This window comes from Streptomyces resistomycificus (genome assembly GCF_001514265.1).
In the GTDB taxonomy this organism is placed as follows: Bacteria; Actinomycetota; Actinomycetes; order Streptomycetales; family Streptomycetaceae; genus Streptomyces; species Streptomyces resistomycificus.
In genome coordinates, this window is record NZ_KQ948995.1 from 277634 (window position 1) to 302569 (window position 24936).

Genomic DNA, 24936 nt, shown 5'->3' on the forward strand with positions numbered 1-24936 from the left:
GTCAGCCGGTGGGGCCGATGCTGCTGCCCACGCCTCCGCCGGTGTCCGCGTCGCCGACCGGCCGGATTCCCTTGGTGATCCGGTCCATGTCGGCGAGCGGCGGCCCGTCCGGACCGGCGTCGAAGACGAACCGCACGATCACCGGTGACTCGCTGCCGACACTGGACGAGAAGGCGAGGGACTGGACGTAACCACCAGGCCCCTCGGCCGTCCTGACCCGCCAGCGCACGAGGTAGCCGGCGCGTCCCGCCACCGCGACCTGCCCGGACCTGACGGTCCGGTGCGACTCGATGCCGCCGTGGACGCGCCGGTCGAGGGTGTCGTGCTCGTACGCCGCGTCGGCCGCGTCCGCGATGTCCTGCTCGGCGAGGGCCCGCGGCGACCGCTCGTCGTTCTCGGTGACCGTGTGGGTGAGGACTAGGCCGTGGCGGCAGGTGCCGATGCCTGCCGGGCAGTCGTAGGTCCCGTCGTCGGTGGTCATCACGACGTCGTCCTCGGCGACGTTCTCCGGCCTGGTCCAGCCGTCCGGCAACGGCAGGGTGATGCCGTTGAGTTGGTCCACCACGACGTCGGGATCGCCGGGCGGCGCCGAGGAGGTCGGCGGGCCGGTCGTCGGGGTGACGGGCGGGGAGGTGACGGCCGTCGGCAGGGCGTCCGCCACGGGGCCGCTGTCGTCGTCCTCGCCGAGCACGGCCACTCCGGTGACGATCGCGGCGACGAGGACGACGGCCGCGGTCGTGAGGGCCACGGCCTTCGCCCGCCCGGACGCCGCGCCGCCCGGCTCGGACGGCGCGGGCGGCGTGGGCGTCTCGACTGCCTCCGGTACGCGCCGGTGTTCTGTCCATACGGCCCCGTCCCACCAGCGCTCCAGATGGGGCGCCGACGGGTCGGGGTACCAGCCGGGCGAGGGCGTCATGCTCATCCCGGCACTGTAGGGCGCCGCCTACAGCGGTGTGACGTACGCCCCCGAGATTCCGCCGTCGACCAGGAAGTCGGTGGCGTTCACGAAGGAGGAGTCGTCGCTGGCCAGGAAGGCGACGGCGGCGGCGATCTCCTCGGCCCGGGCGAACCGGCCGACCGGGATGTGCACGAGCCGGCGGGCGGCCCGCTCGGGGTCCTTGGCGAACAGCTCCTGCAGAAGCGGGGTGTTGACCGGGCCGGGGCACAGGGCGTTGACCCGGATGCCCTCCCTGGCGAACTGCACGCCCAGTTCACGGGACATGGCCAGGACGCCGCCCTTGGAGGCGGTGTACGAGATCTGGGAGGTGGCGGCGCCCATCCTCGCCACGAAGGACGCCGTGTTGATGATGGACCCCCTGCCCTGCCGCCGCATGTAGGGGATGGCGGCCTTGCAGCACAGGTAGACGGAGGTCAGGTTGACCTCCTGGACGCGCTTCCAGGCCTCCAGGCCGGTCTCCAGGATGGAGTCGTCGTCGGGCGGGGAGATGCCGGCGTTGTTGAAGGCGACGTCGACGCTGCCGTAGGTGTCGTAGGCGGTCCTGAACAGCGCCTCGACCTGCTCGGGGTCGGTGACGTCGACCTTCACGAACGTTCCGCCGACCTCCTCGGCGGCCGCCTTGCCGCGGGCCTCGTCGACGTCGCCGCAGACGACGTGTGCGCCCTCGGAGGCGAGCCGGCGCGTGGTGGCGAGACCGATGCCGCTGCCGGCTCCGGTGATGACGGCGGTACGGCCGACGAGACGCCGGCAGATGTTTTCCTCGGTCGATGGGGTCACTGTGCGGGGCCCTCCGTGCTGATGAAGACGTTCTTGGTCTCGGTGAAGGCGGTGAGGGCGTCCGGGCCGAGCTCGCGACCGAGACCGGACTGCTTGTAGCCGCCGAAGGGCGTCCAGTAGCGGACGCTGGAGTGCGAGTTGACGGACAGGTTGCCCGCGCGGACGGCCTGGGAGACGCGCAGGGCGCGGCCCACGTCCCGGGTCCAGATGGAGCCGGAGAGGCCGTAGTCGGTGGCGTTGGCCAGGGCCACGGCCTCCGCCTCGTCCTCGAAGGGCAGGACCACGGCGACCGGCCCGAAGACCTCCTCGACGGCCACGCGCGCGTGCGGGTCGGTGCCAGTCAGGACGGTGGGCGGGAACCAGAAGCCGGGGCCCTCGGGGGCCTTGCCGCGGAGGCCGGGGGCGTCCTGGTCGACGTAGGAGCGGACCCGGTCCAGCTGGGCCCTGGAGATCAGCGGGCCCATCTGGGTCCGCTCGTCGGCCGGGTCGCCGACGCGGACCGACTCGATGCCCGGGGCCAGCAGGTCCAGGAACCGGTCGTACACACCGCGCTGGACGAGGATGCGGGTGCGGGCGCAGCAGTCCTGGCCGGAGTTGTCGAGGAAGGCCATGGGAGCCGCCGCGGCGGCGGCCTCGATGTCCGCGTCGGCGAAGACGATGTTGGGGCTCTTGCCGCCGAGTTCGAGGGTGACCCGCTTGAGCAGGGCCGAGCCTCTCGCCAACACCTGTTTGCCCACGGACGTGGACCCCGTGAAGACGATCTTCGCGACACCCGGGTGCTCGACGAGCGCGTTGCCCGCGACCGGACCGTGGCCGGGCAGCACCTGGAAGAGACCCTCGGGCAGGCCCGCCTCCAGGGCGAGTTCGGCCAGGCGCAGGGCGGTGAGCGGGGTCGTCTCGGCTGGCTTGAGGATCACCGCGTTGCCGGCCGCGAGCGCCGGGGCCGTGCCCCAGGCCGCGATCGGCATCGGGAAGTTCCAGGGCGCGATGACGGCCACGACGCCCAGCGGTTCGAGGATGGTCACGTCGAGGCCGCCGGGCACCGGGATCTGACGCCCCGTGAGCCGCTCCACTCCCCCGGCCGCGTAGTCCAGCAGGTCGCGGACGTTGCCCGCCTCCCAGCGGGCGTTGCCGATGGTGTGGCCGGCCTCCCGGACCTCGGACCGGGCCAGCTCCTCGAGATGGTCGTCCACCGCGAGGGCGAACCGGCGCAGCAGCCGGGCCCGGTCGCCGGGCGCGAGGGCGGCCCACCGGGCCTGTGCGTTCGTGGCGCGTACGACGGCCGCGTCGACGTCGGCGGCGGTGGCGCCGGGGACGGTGGCGACGACCTCCTCGGTGGCGGGGTTCAGTACGTCCAGCGTGTACTCGGCAGACAAGAGGGCCTCACATGCGTTCGAAGGAGCGGCGCAGCTCCCAGTCGGTCACCGCGGCGTCGAAGGCGTCCAGTTCGACGCGGGCCATGTTGCGGTAGTGCGCGACGACCTCGTCGCCGAAGGCGGCCTTGGCGATCGGACTGTTCTCCCACAGCTCGGCGGCCTCGCGGAGCGTGGTGGGCACGTGCGCGTACTCGGCGGTGTACGCGTTGCCCGTGCAGACCTCCGGCAGCTCAAGCTTCTGCTCGATGCCGTACAGACCCGCCGCCACCAGCCCGGCCACGGCGAGGTGCGGGTTCACGTCTCCGCCGGGCAGCCGGTTCTCGAAGCGCAGGGAGCGGCCGTGGCCGACCACCCGCAGCGCGCAGGTGCGGTTGTCGACGCCCCAGGCGACGGCGGTCGGGGCGAAGGAGCCCGGCTGGAACCGCTTGTATGAGTTGATGTTGGGGGCGTAGAGCAGGGAGAAGTCGCGCAGCGCGGCGAGCTGTCCGGCGAGGAAGTGGCGCATCACCTCGGACATGCCGCCCGGCTCCTGCGCCGAGCCCGCCATGGCGTTGTTGCCGTCCGCGTCCGCGAGCGAGAGGTGGATGTGGCAGGAGTTGCCCTCGCGCTCGTTGTACTTGGCCATGAAGGTGATCGACACGCCTTCCTGGGCGGCGATCTCCTTGGCGCCGGTCTTGTAGAGGGCGTGCTGGTCGCAGGTGACCAGGGCCTCGTCGTAGCGGAACACGATCTCGTGCTGGCCGGGGTTGCACTCGCCCTTGGCGGACTCGACGGTGAGGCCGGCGGCGGCCATCTCGTTGCGGATGCGGCGCAGCAGGGGCTCGATACGGCCGGTGCCGAGCACCGAGTAGTCGATGTTGTACTGGTTGGCCGGGGTGAGCCCGCGGTAGTTCGCGTCCCACGCCTGCTCGTAGGTGTCCTTGAAGACGATGAACTCCAGCTCGGTGCCGACCTGGGCGGTGAAGCCGTGTTCGGCGAGACGTTCCAGCTGGCGGCGCAGGATCTGGCGGGGGGCGGCCACCACGGGGGAGCCGTCGTTCCAGGCGAGGTCGGCCACCAGCATCGCCGTGCCGGCGTTCCAGGGGACGCGGCGGAGCGTGGACAGGTCGGGGTGCATGGCGAAGTCGCCGTAGCCGCGGTCCCAGGAGGACATCGCGTAGCCGTCGACGGTGTTCATGTCGGTGTCGACGGCGAGGAGGTAGTTGCAGCCCTCGGTGCCGTGGTGGAGGACCTCGTCGAGGAAGAAGCGGGCGGCGAACCGCTTGCCCTGGAGCCGCCCCTGCATGTCGGGGAAGGCCAGGACGACGGTGTCGATCTCACCGCTCGCCACGAGGGCGTGCAGCTCCTCGATGCCGAGCGGGGGTGTGCGGTCTGCCACGGGAGAGCTCCTTCGGCTTCTTCGCTTTTTCGGCCGGGCCGGAAGCCATAAGGTATTGCGGAGAACCATTGCTTGGGAAGGGGGCACCGCTTCATGTCGCTCGATGCGGACGGCGGCGGCGAGGACCGGTTGACCCCGGTGCTGCGGCCGGTGCGGGCGGGCAACGGCTTCGAGGAGGCACTGGAACAGATCCTTCAGGTCGTGCGGCTCGGTCTGGTGCCGGGCGGGGAGCGGCTGCCGGCCGAACGGGAGCTCGCGGAGCGGCTCGGGATCAGCCGGGTGACCTTGCGCGAGGCGCTGAAGGTGCTCCAGGACCAGGGGCTGGTGGAGTCGCGGCGCGGGCGGTACGGCGGCACGTTCGTGCTGCCGCGCGCGGACGCCGGCGGCGAGGACGAGCTGCGGCGGCGGATCACCGAGGTCGACATCGAGGACGTCCTGCGTTTCCGGGAGGTGCTGGAGGTGGGCGCGGCCGGGCTGTGCGCGACGCACGGGCTGTCGGCGGAGCAGGAGGGCCGGCTGCGGGAGGCACTGGTGGCCACGCAGGACGCCCCGCTGTCGGAGTACCGTCGACTGGACACGCTGCTCCACCTCACGCTCGCCGAGCTGTGCGGATCGCCGACGCTGACCGCGCAGTACGCGGCCGTACGGGCCTCGGTCAACGACCTGCTCGACTGCATCCCGCTGCTGGTACGCAACCTGGAGCACTCGCAGCGCCAGCACTCCGCACTGGTGGAGGCGGTCCTCGACGGGGACGCGGACGGCGCGCGGGAGATGATGCGGGAACACTGCGCGGGAACGGGGGCGCTCCTCAGGGGGTTCCTGGCGTGACGAAAAGGTATGGCGGCAATCCATTGAAGGACCGGAGGGACACATGGCGGTCAGGCCGCTGATCGGGGTCAGTACGTATCTGGAGGCGGAGGTGCGCTGGCGCGTCTGGGAGCTGGAGGCCGCGCTGCTGCCCGCCGGGTACCACCGGCTCGTCCAGCGTGCGGGCGGGTTGGCCGCGATGCTCCCGCCGGACGCCCCGGAACACGCCGCCGCGACCGTCGCCCGCCTCGACGGCCTGGTGATCGCCGGCGGCCCGGACGTCGAGCCGGTCCGCTACGGCGCCGAGACCGACCCCCGCACCGGGCCGCCCGCGCGTGCCCGGGACGCCTGGGAACTCGCCCTGATCGACGCGGCGCTCTCGTCGGGGGTGCCCCTGCTGGGCATCTGCCGGGGCATGCAGCTGCTGAACGTCGCCCTGGGCGGCACGCTCGTCCAGCACCTCGACGGCCACGCGCAAACGCCCGGCGTCTTCGGCCACCATCCCGTGAAGCCCGTGCCGGGCACGTCGTACGCCGACGTCGTCCCCGAGGAGACGTCCGTCCCCACCTACCACCACCAGGCCGTGGACCGGCTGGGCACGGACCTGGTCCCGTCGGCCCACGCGGCGGACGGCACGGTGGAGGCCGTCGAACTCCCCGGCTCTCATTGGGTGATGGGCGTGCAGTGGCATCCGGAGATGGGCGAGGACCTGCGCGTGATGCGGGCACTGGTGGAGGCGGCGCATCGCCGGGCTGCCTGAGCCGGCCAGGCCCGCGGCGGTTACCTGACCGGAGCGTCACCGGCCTCCCGCCGGAACCCACACCGGCCTCCCACCCAAGCCCCACCGCCACCCGCCCGAGTCACCGCCGCCCGTCTCCCCGACCCAACCTTGCCCGTCTACCCCCGGGTCACCACCGCCCGGCTACCCCCCGGCCCAGCCTTCCCCGTCTACCGCCAGGTCACCGTCGCCCGCCCACCCCGGGTCACCGTCGCCCGCCCACCCCGGGTCTCCGCCGCCCGCCCACCCCGGGTCACCGCCGCCCGTCTACCCCCGGGTCAGCGACAGCAGGTCCCGCGCCGGTCCCACCGGGCGGTGCCCCGTCGGCCATACGGCCCGCAGGTCGCGGGCCAGGGAGATTCCCTCCACCGGCACGCTCACCAGCCTCCGCATCGCCAGCTCCTCCCCCACGGCCAGTTCGCTGAGCACGGCCGGCCCCGCCCCGCTCACCGCCGCCGCCTTCACCGCCGTGGTGGACGACAGCTCGATCAGCGGGCGGGCCAGACCCCCCAGCGCGGCATCCAGGACCTGCCGGGTCCCGGAGCCCTCCTCCCGCAGGATCAACGGCGTCGTCGCCAGCTCCGACGCCTCCAGCGCCCGGCGCCGCCGCGCCCAGGGATGTCCGGGGGCCGTCACCACTATCAGGTGGTCGTGGGCGATGACCACGGAGTCCAGACCCGTCGGAACGTTGAGTCCCTCCACGAACCCCAGGTCCGCCTCGTCGGCCAGCAACCGCTCCGCGACCGCCGCCGAGTTGCCCGCGAGCAGCGACACCGCGGTGTCCGGCCGTCCGGCGCGCAGTGCGAGCAGCCAGCCCGGCAGCAGGTACTCGGCGATCGTCATGCTCGCCGCCACCCGCAGCCGGGAGTCCCGCCGGTCCCGCAGCGCCTGCGCCCCGGCGTCGAAGGCGGCCGCCGCCTCCACGATGCGCCGCGCCCAGTCGGTGACCAGTGCCCCGGCGTCGGTGAGCCGGGAGCCGCGCGGCGAACGGTCCACCAGCGCCACCCCCAGCTGGCGTTCCATCGAGCGGACCCGGCTGCTGGCCGCCGGCTGGGTGATGCCCAGCTCACGCGCCGCCCCGCCCAGGCTCCCGAGCCGGGCCACCGCCAGCAGCAGCTCCAGCGCCCCGAGATCCGGCACCCGGTGGGACAGCGAGCCGCCCACCTCGAACCGGGAGTTCTCCTGTTCCCCATCGCCGCTCATAAAGGCAGCTTATGCCCTCATAGAGACATACTCCCTGGTAGCAGCGCTCCCGCGGCGAGACGGTGGACACATGGTCACCGCAGCCCGGCCCCTCCCCCGTGCGACCGCACACCCCCGGCGCGCCCTCGCCGTCCGTCACCTCGGACCGAACTGGTACGCCTCCGTCATGGGCACCGCCATCGTCGCGACCGCCGGCGCCACCCTTCCCTCCCAGGTCCCGGGCCTGCACACGTTCCGCCTCGCCGTCTGGGCCCTCTCCCTGGCACTGCTCCTCGCCCTGCTGGGCGCCCGCGCCCTGCACTGGCACCACCACCGCGACCAGGCCCGCGCCCACCTCCTCGATCCGGCGACGGCCCCCTTCTACGGCTGCCTGGCCATGGCCCTGCTCGCGGTCGGCGGCGGCGCCCTCACGGTCGGCCAGGCCTGGATCGGCACCGAGGCCGCGGTCGTCCTGGACGCCGTGCTGTTCACGGCCGGCACGGCCCTGGGACTGGCCGCGGCCGTCGCCGTGCCGTACCTGATGGCCGTACGCCATCGGGTGGAGCCCGGGCAGGCCACGCCCGTCTGGCTGTTGCCCGTGGTCGCACCCATGGTGTCCGCCGCGCTGGGGCCTCTGCTCGTACCGCACCTGCCGCCCGGCCAGCCGCGGGAGACCCTGCTCTTGGCGTGCTTCGCGATGTTCGGCCTGAGCCTGCTGGCGACCCTGACGATGCTGCCGGTGATCTTCACCCGGCTGCTCACCGGCGGTCCGCTGCCGCTCGCGCTCACCCCGACGCTGTTCCTGGTGCTGGGTCCGCTCGGCCAGTCCACCACCGCCGTCGGCACGTTCGCGGACGTGGCGCCCGGGGTCGTGGCGGCGCCGTACAGCGAGGGCTTCGCCGTCTTCGCGGTCCTGTACGGCGTTCCCGTCATGGGCTTCGCCCTGCTGTGGTCCGGGCTCGCCACCGCCCACGTGCTGCGCGCCCGCCGGCACGGCATGGGCTTCGCGATGACCTGGTGGGCGTTCACCTTCCCGGTGGGCACCTGCGTCACCGGTGCGGAGGCGCTGGCCCGGCACACCGGACTGCTCGTGTACGACTGGCTCGCGGTAGGCCTGTACGGCGTGCTCGTCGCCGCCTGGGTCACCGCCGCCGCGCTCACGGCACGGGGCCTGCTCAGCGGCGAGCTGCTCGCAGCGCCTCGCCCAGCACCCTTGGCGCCTCGGCCAGCGACGGTCCGTACCACGTCAGGTGCCGCCCGCTGACCAGAGCGCAGGGCAGGCCCGGGAATGCCTCCGGGCCGTCGTTGGCCGTGAAGCGGTAGGGCTCGTCGGGGAGCACGACGACGTCCGGGGCGGCGGCCCGCAGTTCCTCCACCGGGATCGTCGGGTAGCGCTCGGCGTGGCCCGCGTAGAGGTGGTCGACGCCGAGACGGCTCAGCACGTCACCGGCGAAGGTGTCGCGGCCCAGCACCATCCACGGGCGCCGCCAGACCGGTACGGCCGCTGTCGTCCGGCGTTCGGGCGGCCGTAGCACCGTCCAGGCCTGCTCGGCCTCGTCCAGCCAGCGGGGTCGGGTGGGCTCCCCACACGCGTCCAGCACCCTCGCCAGCTCCCGGAAGGCCTGCGGCACGTCCCGCACCTCGGTCACCAGCACCTCGAGGCCCGCCTCGCGCAGAGCGGCCAGGTCGGGGGCGCGGTTCTCCTCCTCGTTGGCGATGACCAGGTCGGGGGCGAGGGCGGCGATCCGGTCGGTCTTCGGGTTCTTGGTGCCGCCGACGCGGGCGACGTCGAGGCCGGCCGGGTGCGTGCACCAGTCGGTGGCGCCGACCAGGGTGCCGGTCGCGGCCACGGCCTCCGTCAAGGACGGGACGAGCGAGACGACCCTCACCGGCGCGGCCGGTCCCGGACCGCCTCGATGTGCTCGGCCACGGCGACGACGACCACGCGGGTGTCGGCCACCGTGGCCCGCCAGCGGTGGCGTACGCCGCCGGTGAGGTAGAGCGTGTCGCCGCGGCCCAGCCGGTAGGCGCGGCCCTCCGCCTCGATCTCCACCGCGCCGTCCGCGACGTACATCAACTGGTCGTTGCGGTGCTGGAACTCACGGCCCGCGTCATGGTCGCCGACGAACTCCGAGGCATGCATCTGATGATGCCCGCGCACCAGGGAACGCGTCCGCGGTACGAGCGGCGGATCCTCGGTCTCCTCGGCGCGGACCACGTCGACACTGCACGCCGGGTCGGCGGCGGCGAGGAGTTCGACGGCGGTGGTGCGCAGCGCGTCGGCGACCTTCTCCAGGGAGCTTCGGCTGGGCCGCGCACGTTCGTTCTCGATCTGGCTCAGGAAGGGCACCGACAGGCCGCTGCGCTCGGCCACGGCGGCGAGCGTGAGATCGAGGGCCCGGCGCCGGCGCCGCACGGCGGCGCCCACCCGAAGGGGCTGTTCTTTGTGGTCGCCCATCGCTCCGGCTCCCTCCTTCGCTCGTGGGTGCGCCTCCCGTGCGCGACGCGTTCCGCACACTTCCCATGATGGGTCTCTGCACCCTACGCATGTTCGGCAAACCGTTTCATGCGCCTGTCACATCCACGTCACACCGGGTCTCGACGGACCTCACGGATCGCGCCAGTGGATCGGCCTCCCGGGACCCGGAGGGCAGACGTGTGCCGTGCGTGCCCCGGGACCGACCAGCAGGCCGGGCCGCGGTCGAGGCCAGAGCAGCGTAGCGCTGTGTGATTGGCCGGATCCATCCCGTGGACGAAAGGGGCCCGGACATGCCCGAGGGGCGGGCCCCGCCACGCGCTGTCAGGTCGCGTGGGAAGGCCCACCCCTCAGGCGGCTTTCGGTGCGGCGGCTACCGCGGTGTCATCCGGTCGACCATGTCCGGGTGCTCCTTCAGCCACGCGGCGACCGCCGCCTCCTCGTGGCCGTGGCCCCGCTTGTTGATCTCGGCCTCCAGGCTGCCGAGCTCGTCCTCGCTCATCCTGAAGTTCTTGATCCACTTCGTCAGTCGCGGGTACTGCTCGGGGAACTTCTCGTTGGAGATCGTCCGGATCGTGTTGCCCTCGCCGAAGAGCTTCTTGTCGTCCTTCAGCTTGGTGAGGTCGTACTGGCTGTACGCCCAGTGCGGCGACCACAGGACGACCGCGACGGGCTCCTTCTTGGCGTAGGCCCGCTTGAGCTCGGCCAGCATCGCCGGGGTGGAGCCGTCGACGACCTCGTACTCGTCGTCCAGCCCGTAGCCGGGCAGCACCTTCGTCTTGAGCAGGTTCATCTCGCCGGTGCCCGGCTCGATGCCGATGATCCTCCCGTCGAAGAGGTCGGCCTTGCCCTTGAGGTCCTCGTAGGACTTGACGTTCTTGACGTAGGACGGCACGGCGATCTCCAGCGAGGTCGGCTCGTACCAGGTGCCCAGGTCCGCGAGTCTGTCCTTGCTCCGGTCCCAGTAGTTCTTCTGCGCGTACGGCAGCCACGCGTCGAAGTTGAGATCGAGGTCTCCGGAGGCGAGTCCGGTGTAGACCGGGCCGACGTCCATCTGCTTGAGGTTCAGCTTGTAGCCGCGCCGCTCGAGGACGTTCTTCCAGAGGTAGGTGACCGCGATGTCCTCGTCCCAGGGGAACCAGGCCACGTCGATGGGCCGCTCGGCCTCCGCGGCGGTGGCGCCCGAGCCGCCGGGGACCGGGGCCAGCTTGTCGACGACGCCGGGGTTCTTCTTCAGCCAGGCGCGCACGGCGTCCTGCTGCTCACCCTTGCCCGCCTTGTTGATCTCGGCTTCCAGGCCGGTGAGCTGCTGCTCGCTCATCCGGAACCTCTTCAGCCACTCGCCGACCACCGGGTTCTCGTCGGCGAAACCCTTGCGGGCGATGGTGTGCACTCCGTCGCCCTTGCCCCAGGCACCCTTGGGGTCCTTCAGCTTCTTCAGGTCGTAGTCGCTGTACGCCCAGTGCGGCGACCAGAGCGTGACGACGATCGGTTCCTTCTTGCTGTAGGCGCGCTTGAGCTCGGCCAGCATGGCCTGCGTGGAGCTGTCGACGACCTTGTACTCCTTGTCGAGGCCGTACTCGCCGAGGACCTTGCTCTTCAGCAGGGACATCATTCCGGCGCTGGACTCGATGCCGGTGATCTTCCCGCCGAAGGTGGCGGCCTTGCCCTTGAGGTCCTCCAGGGAGTCGACGCCCTTCATGTACGAGGGGACGCTCAGCTCCAGCGAGGTCTGGCCGTACCAGGCGCCGAGGTCGTCGAGCTTGCCGCCGTACTTCTTCCAGTACTGCTCGTGTGTGGTGGGCAGCCACGCGTCGGTCTGGAAGTCGACGGTGCCCTGCGCGAGGGAGGTGTAGAGCGGGCCGGCGTCGAACTGCTTGGCGTCCACCTGGAACCCACGCTCCTCCAGGATCTCCTTCCACAGGTAGGTGGAGGCCACGCCCTCGTCCCAGGGGATGTAGCCGATGCTGACCTTCTTGCCCTGGCCCACGTCGTTGCCGTCGGCGACGGCGGCGGGGGCGCCGGTCCCGCCGAAGACGTTCATGCCGCCCGCCACCAGGGCGAGGGCGACGACGCCGACCACGGCGATCTGCGGGCGGGGCCGGTACGACCAGAGCTTCACGCCCTGTGCGGCACGCGCACGGGCGGCGGCCCGGCGGCCCAGCGGGGAGACCTGCGTGCCCAGGGCGCCGGTCATACGGTCGAGGTAGATCGCGAGGATCACGATGGCGACGCCCGCCTCGGAGCCGAGGCCGACGTCGAGCTGGCCGATGGCCTCGTTGACGCGGCCGCCGAGACCTCCGGTGCCGACCATGCCGGCGATCGCGGCCATGGAAAGGCCGAGCATGATGACCTGGTTGACGCCGGCCATCACGGTGGGCAGGGCGAGCGGCAGCTGGACGCGCAGCAGGGTGTCGCGGGGTGAGGTGCCGAACGCCTCGGCTGCCTCGACCAGTTCCCTGTCGACCTGCCGGATGCCCAGCTCGGTCATGCGCACACCGGGGGCGAGCGCGAAGATCAGGGTGGCGACGATGCCCGCGGAGGCGCCGCTGCCGAAGAACAGGATCGCCGGGATGAGGTAGACCATCGCGGGCAGTGTCTGCATGAAGTCCAGGACCGGCCGCACCAGGCCGCTGACCCGGTTCGAGCGGGCGGCCCAGATGCCGACGGGCACCGATATGAGCAGGGCGATGATCGTGGCGACGAGGACGAGCGACAGGGTCACCATCGCGTCCTCCCACAGTTCGAGGGAGTCGACGAAGGCGAATCCCACGAAGGTGAGCAGACCGGCGAGCGTGCCGCGCAGCCAGAAGGCGAGCACGGCGAAGATGCCCGCGAGGATCAGCGGTTCGGGCGCCTGCAGGACGGCGTTGATGCCGTCGTAGGTGCCGGTGAAGACGGCCTTGAGGAAGTCGAAGAGCCAGGCCATGTGGCCGAGCAGCCAGTCGACGGCGCTGTTGACCCAGTCGCCGAGCGGAATCCTAGGCACGGGTCACCACCTTGTCGCCGCCCTTGTCGCCGCCCCTGTCGCGCGGGGACGCGCAGACCGAGGGGGCGCTCTGCTCGTCGCCCAGGAACCCGACGAGGCGTTGTCTCGGTACGACGCCGACGAGTTTCCCCTTCTTGTCGAGCACGGCCACCGGATGCGTCAGGCGGGCGCTGATCGCGCAGAGTTCACCGAACGGCGTGTCGGGCGCCGCCGTCTCGCAGCCGCAGTCGGCCTCGTCTCCGCGTACGTCGCCGTCCATCACGGCGGAGGCCGTCAGGACTCGGGAGCGGTCGACGTCCTGGGTGAACGAGGCCACGTAGTCGTTCTCGGGGCGGAGGAGGATGTCCTCGGCCGTACCGGTCTGGACGATGCGGCCGTCGCGCATGACGGCGATGCGGTCGCCCAGGCGCATGGCCTCGTTGAGGTCGTGGGTGATGAAGACGATCGTCTTCTTCAGGGTCTGCTGGAGCTGGAGGAGCTGGTCCTGCATGTCACGGCGGATCAGCGGGTCGAGGGCGCTGAAGGACTCGTCCATGAGGAGCAGGTCGGCGTCGGTGGCGAGGGCGCGGGCCAGGCCCACGCGCTGCTGCATGCCACCGGACAGCTCGTCCGGCCAGGACTTCTCCCAGCCGGCCAGACCGCACAGGGAGAGCGCCTCGGCGGCCCTGGCCTCGCGCTCGCGCCGGGGCACCCCCTGGACGGCCAGGCCGTAGGCGGCGTTCTCCAGCACGCTGCGGTGCGGGAAGAGCGCGAAGTGCTGGAAGACCATGCTGATCTTCCGGGCCCGGACCACCCGCAGGTCCCGGTCGGACAGTGCGGTCAGGTCGTCGCCGTCGAAGCGGACGCTGCCCGCGGTCGGCTCCAGGAGGCCGTTGAGCATGCGCAGCAGGGTGGACTTGCCGGACCCGGACAGGCCCATCACCACGAAGATCTGTCCCGGTTCCACGGTGAAGGAGGCGTCGATCACCGCCGCCGTGGCGCCGTCGGCACGCAGCTCCTCCCGGTCGGCTCCCTGCCGGAGGCGTTCGACCGCCGCGTCCGGTCGTCTGCCGAACACCTTGTAAAGCGCTTCGGCCTCAAGTCTGGATGACACGTGTACCTCTCGTCTGACAACCGGGAAGGGGAGACGAGAGGCCACGAGCAGTTGAATGTGCAACCGGCGTCGCTCCGAGGCGGCGCCTGCCCTGACCCCTCGAGGCCAAACGCGCAGGTGGGCGACTTCACAGGACGTTCACGCAGGTCGCGCGCAGCGTTGCCGACACGTCTCTGTCGGTGGCGTACGGCATGATGCGTGGCGTGACCGGACGACTGATGCTCCTCGACACCGCCTCGCTCTACTTCCGCGCCTACTTCGGGGTGCCGGAGTCCGTGAAGGCCCCGGACGGCACGCCGGTGAACGCCGTGCGCGGGCTGCTGGAATTCATCGACCGTCTGGTCAAGGACCACCGCCCGGACCACCTGGTGGCCTGCATGGACGCCGACTGGCGGCCTCAGTGGCGGGTCGATCTCATCCCCTCCTACAAGGCGCACCGCGTCGCCGAGGAGCGCGAGGCGGGCCCCGACGAGGAGGAGGTGCCGGACACCCTCTCGCCGCAGGTACCCGTCATCGAGGCCGTGCTCGACGCGCTCGGCATCGCCCGCGTCGGCGTGGCGCACTACGAGGCGGACGACGTGATCGGGACGTTCACCGCGCGGGCCAGGGGTCCGGTCGACATCGTCACCGGCGACCGGGACCTCTACCAGCTGGTGGACGACGGGCGCGGGGTGCGCGTGCTGTACCCGCTCAAGGGCGTGGGCACCCTGCAACTGACGGACGAGGCCTGGCTGCGCGAGAAGTATGGGGTCGACGGCCGGGGGTACGCGGATCTCGCGCTGCTGCGCGGCGACCCGAGCGACGGCCTGCCGGGGGTGCCCGGCGTCGGCGAGAAGACGGCGGCCAAGCTGCTTGCCGAGTTCGGTGACCTGGCCGGCATCATCGCCGCGGTCGACGATCCGAGGGCGAAGCTCACACCGACGCAGCGCAAGCGCCTCGACGAGTCACGGCCGTATCTGGCGGTGGCGCCGAAGGTGGTGAAGGTGGCGGACGACGTTCCCCTGCCGGACGTCGAGACGGTCCTGCCGCGCGTGCCGCGCGACTCCGTGGCGCTGGACGAGCTGGCGGCGCGGTGGGGACTGGGCGGTTCGCTGCATCGGCTGCTGGCGACGCTCGGGGCGTAGGAGATGTGCCGGAGGGGTCCGAAGTCCCCGGGAGAGGTTCAGAGACCTCTCATGTGGGGGGTGTTCAATGGGGGGAGATGTTAACTTAGGTTAGCCTAAGCATAGGGAACAGGGAGGCCGCCATGGCAGAACGACCGGGACGACAGCCGAGGAAGTCCCGCTCGGCGCAGGTCGTCCGCACCGAACGGCTGACCCCGCACATGCAGCGCGTGGTGCTCGGCGGCGAGGGCCTGGCCGACTTCACTGCCGACACCTGCACCGACCACTACGTGAAACTCCTGTTCCCGCCCCAGGGCGTGACCTATCCCGAGCCCTTCGACGTGCAGCGGATCCGTGAGGACTTCCCGCGCGCGCAGTGGCCCGTGACCCGTACCTACACGGTTCGCTACTGGGATCCCCAGCACCTGGAACTGACGCTGGACTTCGTGATCCACGGCGACGAGGGCCTGGCCGGACCGTGGGCCCTGCGCGCCCAACCGGGTGAAACCGTGCACTTCATGGGCCCCGGCGGCGCCTACGCGCCCGACCCGGGTGCCGACTGGCACCTGCTCGCCGGTGACGAGAGCGCGCTGCCCGCCATCGCCCGCTCCCTGGAGTCGCTGCCCGACGGCGCCCGTGCGCACGCCTTCATCGAGGTCGCCGGTCCGGAGGAGGAGCAGAAGATCGACTCCGACGTGGAGGTGGTCTGGCTGCACCGCGGTGACCGCCGCGTCGGCGAGGCGCTCACCGAGGCCGTACGGGCGCTTCGGTTCCCGGAGGGCCGCGTGCACGCCTTCGTCCACGGCGAGGCGCACTTCGTGAAGCAACTGCGCCATCTGCTGCGGGTCGAGCGCTCCATCGCGCGCGAGGACCTGTCGATCTCCGGCTACTGGCGGCTCGGCCACAACGAGGACGGCTGGCAGGCGTCGAAGCAGGAGTGGAACGCCCGCATCGAGGCGGAGCAGGAGGGCGCGGCACCCGCCGCCTAGTACGGCATACGCTTGCCGGTGATGACACGCAACCACCGGGTGCCGCCCTCCCCCCTCCCGCAACGCGAAGGGGTGGACCCGGTGCGGGTGCGGCTGCCCGTCGAGGGTCCGTGGGCCACCGTGCGCGATTACCTGACACAGCGGCTCTCCGGAGCGGGTGCCGGTGTCGTCGAGGCGATGTTCGACGCGGGGCGGATCGTCGGGGCGGACGGACAGGCGGTGGCGCCCGACGCGGCGTACGTGCCGGGGATGTTCGTCTGGTTCCACCGCGACCTGCCGCCCGAGGTGCCGGTGCCGTTCCCGATCGAGGTCGTGTACCGCGACGAGCACATCGTCGTCGCCGACAAGCCGCACTTCCTGGCCACCACCCCGCGCGGCAGCCATGTCACCGAGACCGCGCTGGCCCGGCTGCGCCGCGAACTGGGCATCCCCACGCTGGGCGCCGCACACCGGCTCGACCGGATCACCGCCGGTCTGGTGCTGTTCACCGTACGGCCCGAGGAGCGCGGCGCGTACCAGTCGCTGTTCGGCGACCGGCTGGTGCGCAAGGAGTACGAGGCCGTGGCGCCGTACGTTCCCTCGCTCGCGCTCCCCCGTACCGTACGCAGCCGGATCGTGAAGGAACGCGGGGTGCTGGCCGCGTACGAGGTCGAGGGCGAGCCGAACGCGGTGAGCCTGGTTGAGCTGTCCGAGCGGGGCGAGAACGGCCTGGGCCGCTACCGGCTGACGCCCGCCACCGGGCAGACCCACCAGCTGCGGGTCCATATGAACGCCCTCGGGGTGCCCATCCTCGGAGACCCGCTCTACCCGGTGGTGGCCGACCCCGTACCGGCCGGTGACTTCCGGCGCCCGCTCCAACTGCTGGCGCGGAGCCTGGAGTTCACCGATCCGGTCACGGGGGCCGCCCACCGGTTCCGCAGTCCGAGGACGCTCGAGGCGTGGTCCTCGTACGACGCGTGGGCAGGTCAGTAACCGCGCCACCAGCGCACGAAGCGCCGCCAGGCGCCCATGGGGCGGGCCGGCTGGGGCGTCTGCACCGTCGGGGCCTGCGGCGGGGCCGGGGCCGGCTGGGGCTCGGGTGCGGTCACGGGGGCGGGGTCCGGGTGGGTGCCGACCTGCCAGGTGGACCGCTGCTGCGGGACCGCGGCATGGCCGGGCTTGGCCATCACGTCCTGCTGCGGCTTCGGCGCGAACCTCACCGGCAGCTCCACCAGGTGGCGTGAGGAGATCGACTCGGCCCAGTTCAACTCCTCCTCGTCGCAGTCGAGTTCCACGTCCGGCAGGCGCATCAGCAGGGCGTCGACGCCGGTGTCGGCGATGGCACGGCCGATGTCCTGGCCGGGGCACTCGTGCGGCCCGCCGCCGAAGGCGAGGTGGGAACGGTTGCCCTGCATGTTGGCGGCCAGGTCCGGCCGGACCCGGGGGTCGATGTTGCCCGGCGCGATGCCGAGGAGCAGTCCGTCGCCCTTGCGGATGCGCTGGCCGCCCAACTCCGTGTCCTGCTTGGCGAAGTAGGCGAAGACCGAGCTGAACGGCGGCTCGTCCCACAGGGACTGCTCGACCGCCTCCGGCACCGTCATCTGTCCGCCGCTGAGCTGGGCGCGGAAGCGCGGGTCGGTGATGACCATGCGCAGCGCGTTGGACAGGAGGTTGACCGTGGCCTCGTAGGCCGCGAAGAGCACGAGGCGCAGGTGCTCCCTGACCTCGTCGTCGGTCAGCCGGGCCGGGTGGGTGATGAGATGGCTGGTGAAGTCCTCCTCGGGCCGGGCGCGGCGGCGGGCGGTGAGCCGGCTCAGCGCGTCCATGACGTAGCCGTGGCTGGCGATCGCCGTCTCGGTGCCCTTGAGCGCGTCGCGGGCCGCCAGCACCAGGCGGTCGCTGTACTCGTCGGGCATGCCGAGGATCTCGCACATCACGGCCATCGGCAGGTGCTCGGCGAACTCGCTGACGAGGTCGGCCGTGCCCTCCTCGCAGAAGCGGTTGACGAGCCGCTGGGTGTGGCGGTTGATGTGGCGGCGGACACCACGGTGGTCGATGGTCGACATGGCCCCGGTGACCGCGCCACGCAGCCTCAGGTGCTCGTCGCCCTCGGCGTGCGAGGCGATGGGCTGCCAGGCGATGTGCGGCATGAGCGGGTGGTCGGGCTTGACCATGCCCTCCTGGAGCGGGGTCCAGATGCGGCTGTCCCGGCAGAACTGCGAGGGCGTACGCACCATGTGGAGGTTCTCGGTGTGGCCGAGCACCACCCACATCGGGACGTCGTCGTGGAGGAGCACCGGCGCCACCGGGCCGTGCTCCTCCCGGAGTTGCTCGTACACGGAGCCGAGGTCCTCCGCCTCGGGACCGTAGAGCCGGTGCAGTCCGCCGGGTCCGCGGCCGTGGGCGGGGCAGCCGGGCGGCGGGGCGAGGGAGGGGTCCGCACCCGTCAGGGAGTGGGATTCAGGCGTCACAGTGGTCGCTCCGAAGTGGATCCGGTGTCTGTGTCTGGCGGGCAGTGGTCCGCGGGGACGAGCGGGCGGGAGGTCACCGCAGCGCGCCCGTCATCGCGAGGGAGTGCAGGAACCGCATGAGGGTCATCAGCGTGTCCCGGCTGGAGGCGCGGCGGCGTGCGTCGCACTCGATGATGGGGATGTCCTCGCTCAGGTCGAGCGCGGTACGCAGTTCCTCGACGGGGTAATGAGGCGCGTCCGGGAAGGAGTTCACGGCGACGACGAACGGGACGCCGCGCTCCTCCAGGCGTCCCATCACGTCGAAGCTGACCTCCAGGCGGCGGGTGTCGATCAGCACGACCGCACCGAGCGCGCCCTCGAAGAGGCCGTTCCACAGGAACCAGAAGCGTTCCTGGCCGGGAGTGCCGAAGAGGTACAGGACCAGTTGGTCGGTGATGCTGATACGGCCGAAGTCCATGGCCACGGTGGTGGCCGTCTTGGTGTCGGACCCGTAGTTGTCGTCGACGCCGACGCCGGCCTGCGTCATGGTCTCCTCGGTGGTCAGCGGTTTGATCTCGCTGACCGAGCCGACCATGGTCGTCTTGCCGACGCCGAAGCCGCCGACGATGACGATCTTGACCGCGGCCTGGGCGGTGTGCGGGAGTTGGTCCTCGGTCCGTGGACCCGGGATGGTGTCAGAGCTTTTGAAGTCCATGCATCACCGCTTCGAGGAGGGAACGGTCGGCCAGCGCCTGGCGGATGATCGGGGCGCGCGCCGTCACCTGTTCGGCCGTCAGCAGCTCGGTGAGCAGGACCGTCACCACGCTGAACGGCAGACTGAGGTAGGCCGACAGCTCGGCCACGGACAGGGGTGCCGTGCACAGCCGGAGCAGCGCCGCCTGCTCGGGCGAGGCGGAGGGCGGTGGGTCGGCGTGCGCCACGATTAAGGTGACCAGGTCGAGTTCGACGCGCTCGACGCCGTCCGGACCCGTGATCACGTACAGCCGCTCGGGGTTCTTCTTCTGCCCTTCCGGGGGCTGCTGTTCCTCCTGCGGAGGCTCCGGCACGTGTTCTTGCTGGGGGAAGCGCCTCTGGCGTCGCGGAGCAGTCATACGGTCTGGCCGTTGCGCCTGGGCCTGCTGGTGAGGTGCTCGCCGATCCGGATGACCAGGTCACTCATGCGGGAGCTCATGAAGCCGGGTTCGGCGCGCACGTCGGAGAGCACCGCGAGATAGGCGTTGGGTCCGGCGGCCATCAGGTAGAAGTAACCCCCGTTGATCTCGATGAGGACCATCTTCATCTCGCCGTCGCTGCCCGGGATCTCCTGGGCGACGGCGGTCGCCAGACTCTGCAGACCCGCGCAAGCCGCGGCGACGCGGTCGGCGGCGTCCGGGTCGTCGCCGTGTCGGGCGATGCGCAGGCCGTCGGCGGAGAGCACCACGATCATCTGGATGCCGGGGACGCCTTTGGCGAGGTCCTGGAGCATCCAGTCGAAGTTGCCTCGCTGCTGGATCACTTGAGGTTCCCCTCGTCGTCGGCCTCGACATGGGCCGGTTCGTTGGTCGGCTGGGTGGTACGGCTCGGGCGCTTGAGTCCGTCCATGAACGCCTGGACCCACAGGCCGGGCGGCGGTTCGGGCGCCTTCTCGGGCTCGGGCTCGGGTTCGGGCTGGGAGGTCGACCAGATGGTCGGCCGCCCCTCCCGCTCCGCCTGCTCGATGGCCGCCTGTTCGGCGTACCGCTGAGTGAGCGAGGTCTTGACCCGGCTGCGCCGCTGCGGGAGTCCGTTGGCCGTCCACTCGGTGACCTCGGGGACGTCGTCCTCCGTGGAGAGCGCGGCGATGAACTTCGGGCTGGTGGGGCGGCGCTTCTTGATCGTGCGCTTGGGGCCCGGGAGGGCACCGAGTTCGGCCTGCGGCACGGCGGTCGCGCCGATGCCGTGGGCGAGCCCGACGCCGGGCTCGGAGGTGAGCATGTCGCTGGGCACCACGAGGATGGCGCGGACGCCGCCGTACGCGGAGGCGCGCAGCGACACCTGCATGTCGTACGTCTTGCAGAGCCGGCCGACGACGGCGAGACCCAGGCGCGGCGACTCGCCGAGGTCCTGGAAGTCGACGCCCGCCTTGGCACGCTCCAGCATGCCCTCGACCCGGGCGCGGGTCTCCTCGCTGAGGCTGACGCCGGCGTCCTCGATCTCGATGGCGACGCCGGTCTGCACCTCGGTGGCGGTGACGTGCACCTTGGTCTGCGGCGGGGAGTAGCGGGTGGCGTTGTCGAGGAGTTCGGCCGCGGCGTGGATGACGGGCTCGACGGCGGTGCCCTTGACGTTGACCTTGGCGATCGACGACAGGTCGATGCGCCCGTACTCCAGGATGCGGGACATGGCGCCGCGCAGCACGCTGTAGAGCGCGACCGGCTCGGGCCACTGGCGGCCGGGCCGACCGCCGCCGAGGACGGAGATGGAGTCGGCGAGCCGGCCGATCAGCGCGGTGCCGTGGTCGATGCGCAGCAGGTCGTCGAAGACCTCGGGGTTGCGGCCGTGGTCCTCCTCCATCTCGCGGAGTTCACTGGCCTGCTGGTGGACGATCGCCTGGACGCGGCGGGCGATGTTGACGAAGGAGCGCTGCGTGGAGTCGCGCAGGATCTCTTCCTGGTCGACGATCTTGAGCACCGTCATGATCAACGACACTTGCGCGTCGGGGAGGTGACGCCAGGCGGGGTCCATGTCGCCGAGGTCGCGAATCACCTCTCCGGGGGTATTTCCGCGACGCAGCCGGTCGAGCGCGGCCGGCGCGATCTCCTGGGCGAGGCGGGTCATCTCCTCGTCGTGGGCGGCGATCCGCCGCTCCAGATACGCGGTGTGACGGACGTGGTCCGTGCGCAGGTCTCGTACTTCGCGGCGCCGCCGCGTCGCTTCGGCCGCCGTCGCGATCACCAGCAACGTGGCGACGGCTCCGCACAAGCCGACGGCCACCCGGGCCGGCTCCGTCACCACGGCGACGGCGGCCCCGGTCACCGCGGCCATCAGTATGGCCGGCAGCAACAGCACGCGCGCGTACGGAAGTTCACGGCGACCTGGAGGAGATTGAACACTCACCATGTGGGCCCTCTGAAACAAATCGGCTGGGGATCGGGGGAGCTTGCAGGGGGGTTTGTCATGGATCTGTCGGGATCTTCGGTATTTTTGGGAACAAGCGCCCGAATACATCTCAACTCGGTGCGCTGCGGGCGAGCTTAGTCCGACCGGATCATCGCCGTGTCATATTCAGCAAGCGCCTGAAACGGCAGCAACGAGAGGAGTACGCTCAACCCCATTTACACGCAGCGATTTCATTCACACACGCTGAGTAACGGCGTACAGACATGCGAAAACACTCACCGTGACGAGTGAAGTGCCCCCGCCACAGAGGCGATCTTGACGAAGTCGCGCGCGACGCCGCCACGGAGCGGAACCCGCGCACGGCGGCAAGGGGCCGTGTCGAGGGTGTCCGCCCGCAGCGGCTGTCGCGTCAACACGGGCACCTCGATGGCAGACCGATTCCGCGACGTTCCGAGGACGGAGACCCCCGACACGGCCCCAGCCCACCCCCGAACCCAGGGCGCTACGCGCACCCCTTTCCACACCCGCGGGCCGCCACAGGCACCCCCACAACGCAGCTCACCCCAGAGGCGACAGCCGAGCCGCGACACCGTGGCTCAACCGCGCAAGGCTCAGCCCACGGACGAGTAAGCCACCACACCCCGCAGCAGCTCCCCCACAGCCTTGCGAGCGTTCTTGGCGACAGTAGAGCCCTCCCCACCGGAGACAGGAGCCGCCGCCGAGATCTGCCCCAGGACATCGATGACCTGCTTGCACCACCGCACGAAGTCCCCCGCCGGCATCTCCGCCTCGCGCAGCACCTCGTCGAGCCCCTTCCCGGAGGCCCACATGTACGCGGCCCAGGCAAACCCCAGGTCGGGCTCACGCTGCCCCACGCCTTCGGTCTGCGTGATCCGGAAATCCTCCTCGAGGGCGTCCAGCCGCCCCCAGATCCGCACCATCTCGCCCAGCGCGGCCTTCGCCTTGCCCGACGGCACCTTGGGTGCCATCGCGTCGTCGGCCACCCGGGACTCGTACACCAACGCCGAGACGCAGGCGGCCAGTTCGGCGGGGCTGAGCCCTTCCCACACTCCCGCCCGCAGGCATTCGCTCGCCAGCAGGTCCAGCTCGCCGTACAGCCGCGCGAGCCGCTTCCCGTGCTCGGTGACCTCGTCACCGCGCAGATAGTCCAGCTCGGTCAGCAACGCCACGATCCGGTCGAACGTCCGCGCGATCGTGTTGGTCCGGCCCTCGATACGCCGCTCCAACTGCGAGGTGTCCCGCAGCAGCCGGTGGTACCGCTCGGCCCAACGCGCATGATCCTCACGGTCGTTGCACCCGTGGCACGGATGCGCCCGGATCGCCGTGCGCAGCCGCGCGATCTCCCGGTCGTCGGCGGCCTGGGACCGCTTCTTGCGCGCCCGCTCCGGCGGAATGTGCCCGGCCTTGGTACGCAGCGCCGACGCCAGATCCCGACGGGACTGCGGCGACCGCGGGTTGAAGGACTTGGGAATCCGCATCCGCTCCAACGCCTCGACCGGCACCGGGAAGTCCATCGACGCAAGCCGCTTGACCTGCCGTTCGGCGGTCAGCACCAGTGGCCGCGGCCCGTCGTGCTGCTCGAACCCGCGGTGCCCGTTCGACCGTCCGGCCGGAAGGCCCGGGTCCAACACCAGCGCCAGACCGGCGTACTTGCCGGTGGGGACGTGGATGACGTCGCCCGGCTTGAGCTTCTCCAGCGCGACGGCGGCCTCGGCACGCCGCTCGCTGGCACCCTGCCGGGCCAGCTCGGTCTCACGGTCCTTGAGCTCGCGGCGCAGCCGCGCGTAGTCCTCGAAGTCGCCGAGATGGCAGGTCATGGAGGCCTTGTAGCCGTCCAGCCCCTCCTCGTTGCGCTGCACTTGGCGCGAGATCCCGACGACCGACTTGTCGGCCTGGAACTGCGCGAAGGACGTCTCGAGGAGCTCGCGCGAGCGGTGCCGCCCGAACTGCTCGACGAGGTTGACCGCCATGTTGTACGACGGCTTGAAGCTGGACCGCAGCGGATACGTACGCGTGCCGGCGAGCCCCGCGAGATGGTCGGGACTCGTGCCCCGCTGCCACAGCACCACCGCGTGGCCCTCGACGTCGATGCCCCGCCGCCCCGCACGCCCCGTCAGCTGGGTGTACTCGCCCGGCGTGATGTCGGCGTGCTGCTCGCCGTTCCACTTGACGAGCTTCTCCAGCACCACCGACCTCGCGGGCATGTTGATGCCCAGGGCGAGCGTCTCGGTGGCGAACACGGCCTTCACCAGGCCGCGCACGAAGAGCTCCTCGACGACTTCCTTGAACGTCGGCAGCATGCCCGCGTGATGGGCCGCGATGCCGCGCTCGAGGCCCTCCAGCCACTCGTAGTACCCGAGGACGTGCAGGTCCTCCGTCGGGATGGACGCGGTGCGCTCCTCCACCAGGGCACGCACCTTCTCCCGCGCCTCGTCGTCGTTGAGCCGCAGGCCCGCGTGCAGGCACTGCTGGACGGCGGCCTCGCAGGCGGCGCGGCTGAAGATGAAGGTGATGGCGGGCAACAGGCCCTCGGCGTCGAGGCGTTCGATGACCTCGGGCCGGCTCGGCGTCCAGACGCGGGAGCGCTGACGGCGCTCACGCTCACGGTCGGCCTCGCGCATGGCACGGCCACGCCTGCGGTCCTGGTACGACGGACGCTGCGCCTCCATGCGGGCCAGCCGCGTGAGGTCGGGGTTGACGGCCTTCTTGTGGCCCTCGCCCTCCTCGAACAGGTCGTACATCCGGCGCCCGGCCAGCACGTGCTGGAACAACGGGACGGGCCGGTGCTCGGAGACGATCACCTCGGTGTCGCCTCGGACGGTGTCGAGCCAGTCGCCGAACTCCTCGGCGTTCGACACGGTCGCCGAGAGCGAGACCAGGGTGACGGACTCGGGAAGATGGATGATCACCTCTTCCCATACGGCGCCACGGAAGCGGTCGGAGAGGTAGTGCACCTCGTCCATGACCACGTACCCGAGACCGAGGAGGGTCTGCGAGCCCGCGTACAGCATGTTCCGCAGCACCTCGGTGGTCATCACGACCACCGGGGCGTCGGAGTTGACGCTGTTGTCGCCGGTGAGCAGCCCGACCTTGTCCGCGCCGTAACGGCGGCACAGGTCAGCGTACTTCTGGTTCGACAGCGCCTTGATGGGTGTCGTGTAGAAGCACTTCTTGCCCTGCTGGAGGGCGAGATGGACGGCGAACTCGCCGACGATCGTCTTGCCGGAGCCGGTGGGCGCGGCGACCAGGACGCCCTTGCCCGCCTCGAGCGCCTGACAGGACTCGATCTGGAAGGGGTCGAGGCCGAAGTCGTACATCTCGCGGAAGGTGGCGAGCGCGGTGGCCTGCTCGGCAGCGCGCCTACGTGCTGCCGAGTACCGCTCGGCCGGTGAGAGGTCCTCTGTCATCGTGCTTTCGAGACTACCGGGCCCCACTGACAACAGGACGATCATTATCCGGATCCGATTCCGATAAACATCGA

Annotated in this window: 21 protein-coding genes; 6 read left to right on the forward strand and 15 right to left on the reverse strand. The window is 71.1% G+C overall.

The genetic code is table 11. The features are described from left to right. Position 1: 1 nt before the first annotated feature. From AQJ84_RS25795 to AQJ84_RS25810, 4 genes are read right to left on the reverse strand one after another with little or no spacing between them, the layout of a single operon-like run. Complete coding sequence (locus tag AQJ84_RS25795) at positions 2–916, reverse strand: DUF2510 domain-containing protein (RefSeq protein ID WP_030038414.1); 915 nt, start codon at positions 914–916, stop codon at positions 2–4. Between the two features lie 27 nt (positions 917–943). Further along, a complete protein-coding gene (locus AQJ84_RS25800) occupies positions 944–1735 on the reverse strand; it encodes a 3-oxoacyl-ACP reductase (protein WP_030038413.1) in 792 nt (263 codons plus the stop codon). Then, positions 1732–3111: an aldehyde dehydrogenase family protein gene (locus AQJ84_RS25805; protein ID WP_030038412.1), complete on the reverse strand. Its 1380-nt coding sequence runs from the start codon at positions 3109–3111 to the stop codon at positions 1732–1734. Before AQJ84_RS25805 ends, AQJ84_RS25800 begins: the two co-directional genes overlap by 4 nt. 7 nt (positions 3112–3118) lie before the next feature. Next, entirely contained in the window at positions 3119–4489 is a 1371-nt protein-coding gene (locus AQJ84_RS25810) for a glutamine synthetase family protein (protein ID WP_030038411.1), read from the reverse strand. 93 nt (positions 4490–4582) lie between these two features. On the opposite strand from AQJ84_RS25810, the gene AQJ84_RS25815 reads away from it, so the two are divergent. Next, positions 4583–5317 carry a FadR/GntR family transcriptional regulator gene (locus AQJ84_RS25815; protein WP_030038410.1) on the forward strand — a complete coding sequence of 245 codons (735 nt, stop codon included), beginning with the start codon at positions 4583–4585 and terminating at the stop codon, positions 5315–5317. Between the two features lie 43 nt (positions 5318–5360). After that, positions 5361–6056 (forward strand): gamma-glutamyl-gamma-aminobutyrate hydrolase family protein, encoded by a 696-nt coding sequence (locus AQJ84_RS25820; RefSeq protein ID WP_030038409.1) that lies wholly within the window; start codon positions 5361–5363, stop codon positions 6054–6056. A 285-nt stretch (positions 6057–6341) separates the two neighbouring features. Here the strand turns inward: AQJ84_RS25820 and AQJ84_RS25825 are convergent, their stop codons facing one another. After that, entirely contained in the window at positions 6342–7277 is a 936-nt protein-coding gene (locus AQJ84_RS25825) for a LysR family transcriptional regulator (protein ID WP_030038408.1), read from the reverse strand. Between the two features lie 70 nt (positions 7278–7347). Between AQJ84_RS25825 and AQJ84_RS25830 the strand changes: the two genes are divergently transcribed. Next, positions 7348–8520, forward strand: a complete 1173-nt coding sequence (locus tag AQJ84_RS25830; protein ID WP_053192750.1) for a TDT family transporter — start codon at positions 7348–7350, stop codon at positions 8518–8520. On the opposite strand, the gene AQJ84_RS25835 is transcribed toward AQJ84_RS25830, so the two are convergent. The 4 genes from AQJ84_RS25835 to AQJ84_RS25850 all read right to left on the reverse strand — a co-directional run bounded on the left by AQJ84_RS25835 (position 8432) and on the right by AQJ84_RS25850 (position 13814). Then, positions 8432–9145, reverse strand: a complete 714-nt coding sequence (locus tag AQJ84_RS25835; protein ID WP_030038404.1) for a helical backbone metal receptor — start codon at positions 9143–9145, stop codon at positions 8432–8434. The two genes, AQJ84_RS25830 and AQJ84_RS25835, sit on opposite strands and share 89 nt — an antisense overlap. Continuing rightward, the gene (locus AQJ84_RS25840; protein WP_030038403.1) at positions 9142–9714 is read right to left on the reverse strand and encodes a helix-turn-helix domain-containing protein; all 573 of its coding nucleotides are present in this window, start codon (positions 9712–9714) and stop codon (positions 9142–9144) included. The genes AQJ84_RS25835 and AQJ84_RS25840 overlap by 4 nt, the downstream gene beginning before the upstream one ends. A 391-nt stretch (positions 9715–10105) precedes the next feature. Beyond that, on the reverse strand, positions 10106–12721 hold the full coding sequence (locus tag AQJ84_RS25845) for an ABC transporter permease/substrate binding protein (RefSeq protein ID WP_030038402.1): 2616 nt from the start codon (positions 12719–12721) through the stop codon (positions 10106–10108). Beyond that, the gene (locus AQJ84_RS25850; protein WP_053192752.1) at positions 12714–13814 is read right to left on the reverse strand and encodes a quaternary amine ABC transporter ATP-binding protein; all 1101 of its coding nucleotides are present in this window, start codon (positions 13812–13814) and stop codon (positions 12714–12716) included. The genes AQJ84_RS25845 and AQJ84_RS25850 overlap by 8 nt, the downstream gene beginning before the upstream one ends. Positions 13815–14008: 194 nt before the next feature. On the opposite strand from AQJ84_RS25850, the gene AQJ84_RS25855 reads away from it, so the two are divergent. From AQJ84_RS25855 to AQJ84_RS25865, 3 genes are all read left to right on the forward strand, one after another. Next, complete coding sequence (locus tag AQJ84_RS25855) at positions 14009–14938, forward strand: 5'-3' exonuclease (protein WP_225877140.1); 930 nt, start codon at positions 14009–14011, stop codon at positions 14936–14938. 122 nt (positions 14939–15060) lie between these two features. Next, entirely contained in the window at positions 15061–15906 is an 846-nt protein-coding gene (locus AQJ84_RS25860; protein WP_030038399.1) for a siderophore-interacting protein, read from the forward strand. Positions 15907–15927: 21 nt separating this feature from the next. After that, a complete protein-coding gene (locus AQJ84_RS25865) occupies positions 15928–16878 on the forward strand; it encodes an RluA family pseudouridine synthase (protein WP_030038398.1) in 951 nt (316 codons plus the stop codon). Here the strand turns inward: AQJ84_RS25865 and AQJ84_RS25870 are convergent. From AQJ84_RS25870 to AQJ84_RS25895, 6 genes are all read right to left on the reverse strand, one after another. Beyond that, entirely contained in the window at positions 16872–18356 is a 1485-nt protein-coding gene (locus AQJ84_RS25870) for a cytochrome P450 (protein ID WP_053192754.1), read from the reverse strand. The genes AQJ84_RS25865 and AQJ84_RS25870 overlap by 7 nt on opposite strands. Positions 18357–18429: 73 nt before the next feature. Beyond that, a complete protein-coding gene (locus AQJ84_RS25875; RefSeq protein ID WP_030038395.1) occupies positions 18430–19050 on the reverse strand; it encodes a GTP-binding protein in 621 nt (206 codons plus the stop codon). Continuing rightward, on the reverse strand, positions 19031–19447 hold the full coding sequence (locus tag AQJ84_RS25880) for a DUF742 domain-containing protein (protein WP_030038394.1): 417 nt from the start codon (positions 19445–19447) through the stop codon (positions 19031–19033). Before AQJ84_RS25880 ends, AQJ84_RS25875 begins: the two co-directional genes overlap by 20 nt. After that, positions 19444–19851, reverse strand: a complete 408-nt coding sequence (locus AQJ84_RS25885) for a roadblock/LC7 domain-containing protein (RefSeq protein ID WP_030038393.1) — start codon at positions 19849–19851, stop codon at positions 19444–19446. Before AQJ84_RS25885 ends, AQJ84_RS25880 begins: the two co-directional genes overlap by 4 nt. Next, positions 19848–21434, reverse strand: a complete 1587-nt coding sequence (locus AQJ84_RS25890) for a sensor histidine kinase (RefSeq protein WP_198536390.1) — start codon at positions 21432–21434, stop codon at positions 19848–19850. Before AQJ84_RS25890 ends, AQJ84_RS25885 begins: the two co-directional genes overlap by 4 nt. Before the next feature lie 611 nt (positions 21435–22045). After that, positions 22046–24907, reverse strand: coding sequence for a DEAD/DEAH box helicase (locus AQJ84_RS25895; RefSeq protein ID WP_030038392.1), 2862 nt, complete (start codon positions 24905–24907; stop codon positions 22046–22048). Positions 24908–24936: the final 29 nt, after the last annotated feature.

What these genes read in the sequence shown, in the direction of transcription:
- AQJ84_RS25795 (WP_030038414.1), bottom strand. Translation starts at nt 916, where the DNA reads ATGACGCCCTCGCCCGGCTGGTACCCCGACCCGTCGGCGCCCCATCTG.
- AQJ84_RS25815 (WP_030038410.1), top strand. Translation starts at nt 4,583, where the DNA reads ATGTCGCTCGATGCGGACGGCGGCGGCGAGGACCGGTTGACCCCGGTG.
- AQJ84_RS25820 (WP_030038409.1), top strand. Translation starts at nt 5,361, where the DNA reads ATGGCGGTCAGGCCGCTGATCGGGGTCAGTACGTATCTGGAGGCGGAG.
- AQJ84_RS25825 (WP_030038408.1), bottom strand. Translation starts at nt 7,277, where the DNA reads ATGAGCGGCGATGGGGAACAGGAGAACTCCCGGTTCGAGGTGGGCGGC.
- AQJ84_RS25830 (WP_053192750.1), top strand. Translation starts at nt 7,348, where the DNA reads ATGGTCACCGCAGCCCGGCCCCTCCCCCGTGCGACCGCACACCCCCGG.
- AQJ84_RS25840 (WP_030038403.1), bottom strand. Translation starts at nt 9,714, where the DNA reads ATGGGCGACCACAAAGAACAGCCCCTTCGGGTGGGCGCCGCCGTGCGG.
- AQJ84_RS25855 (WP_225877140.1), top strand. Translation starts at nt 14,009, where the DNA reads ATGCGTGGCGTGACCGGACGACTGATGCTCCTCGACACCGCCTCGCTC.
- AQJ84_RS25860 (WP_030038399.1), top strand. Translation starts at nt 15,061, where the DNA reads ATGGCAGAACGACCGGGACGACAGCCGAGGAAGTCCCGCTCGGCGCAG.
- AQJ84_RS25865 (WP_030038398.1), top strand. Translation starts at nt 15,928, where the DNA reads ATGACACGCAACCACCGGGTGCCGCCCTCCCCCCTCCCGCAACGCGAA.
- AQJ84_RS25875 (WP_030038395.1), bottom strand. Translation starts at nt 19,050, where the DNA reads ATGGACTTCAAAAGCTCTGACACCATCCCGGGTCCACGGACCGAGGAC.
- AQJ84_RS25880 (WP_030038394.1), bottom strand. Translation starts at nt 19,447, where the DNA reads ATGACTGCTCCGCGACGCCAGAGGCGCTTCCCCCAGCAAGAACACGTG.
- AQJ84_RS25890 (WP_198536390.1), bottom strand. Translation starts at nt 21,434, where the DNA reads ATGGTGAGTGTTCAATCTCCTCCAGGTCGCCGTGAACTTCCGTACGCG.
- AQJ84_RS25895 (WP_030038392.1), bottom strand. Translation starts at nt 24,907, where the DNA reads ATGATCGTCCTGTTGTCAGTGGGGCCCGGTAGTCTCGAAAGCACGATG.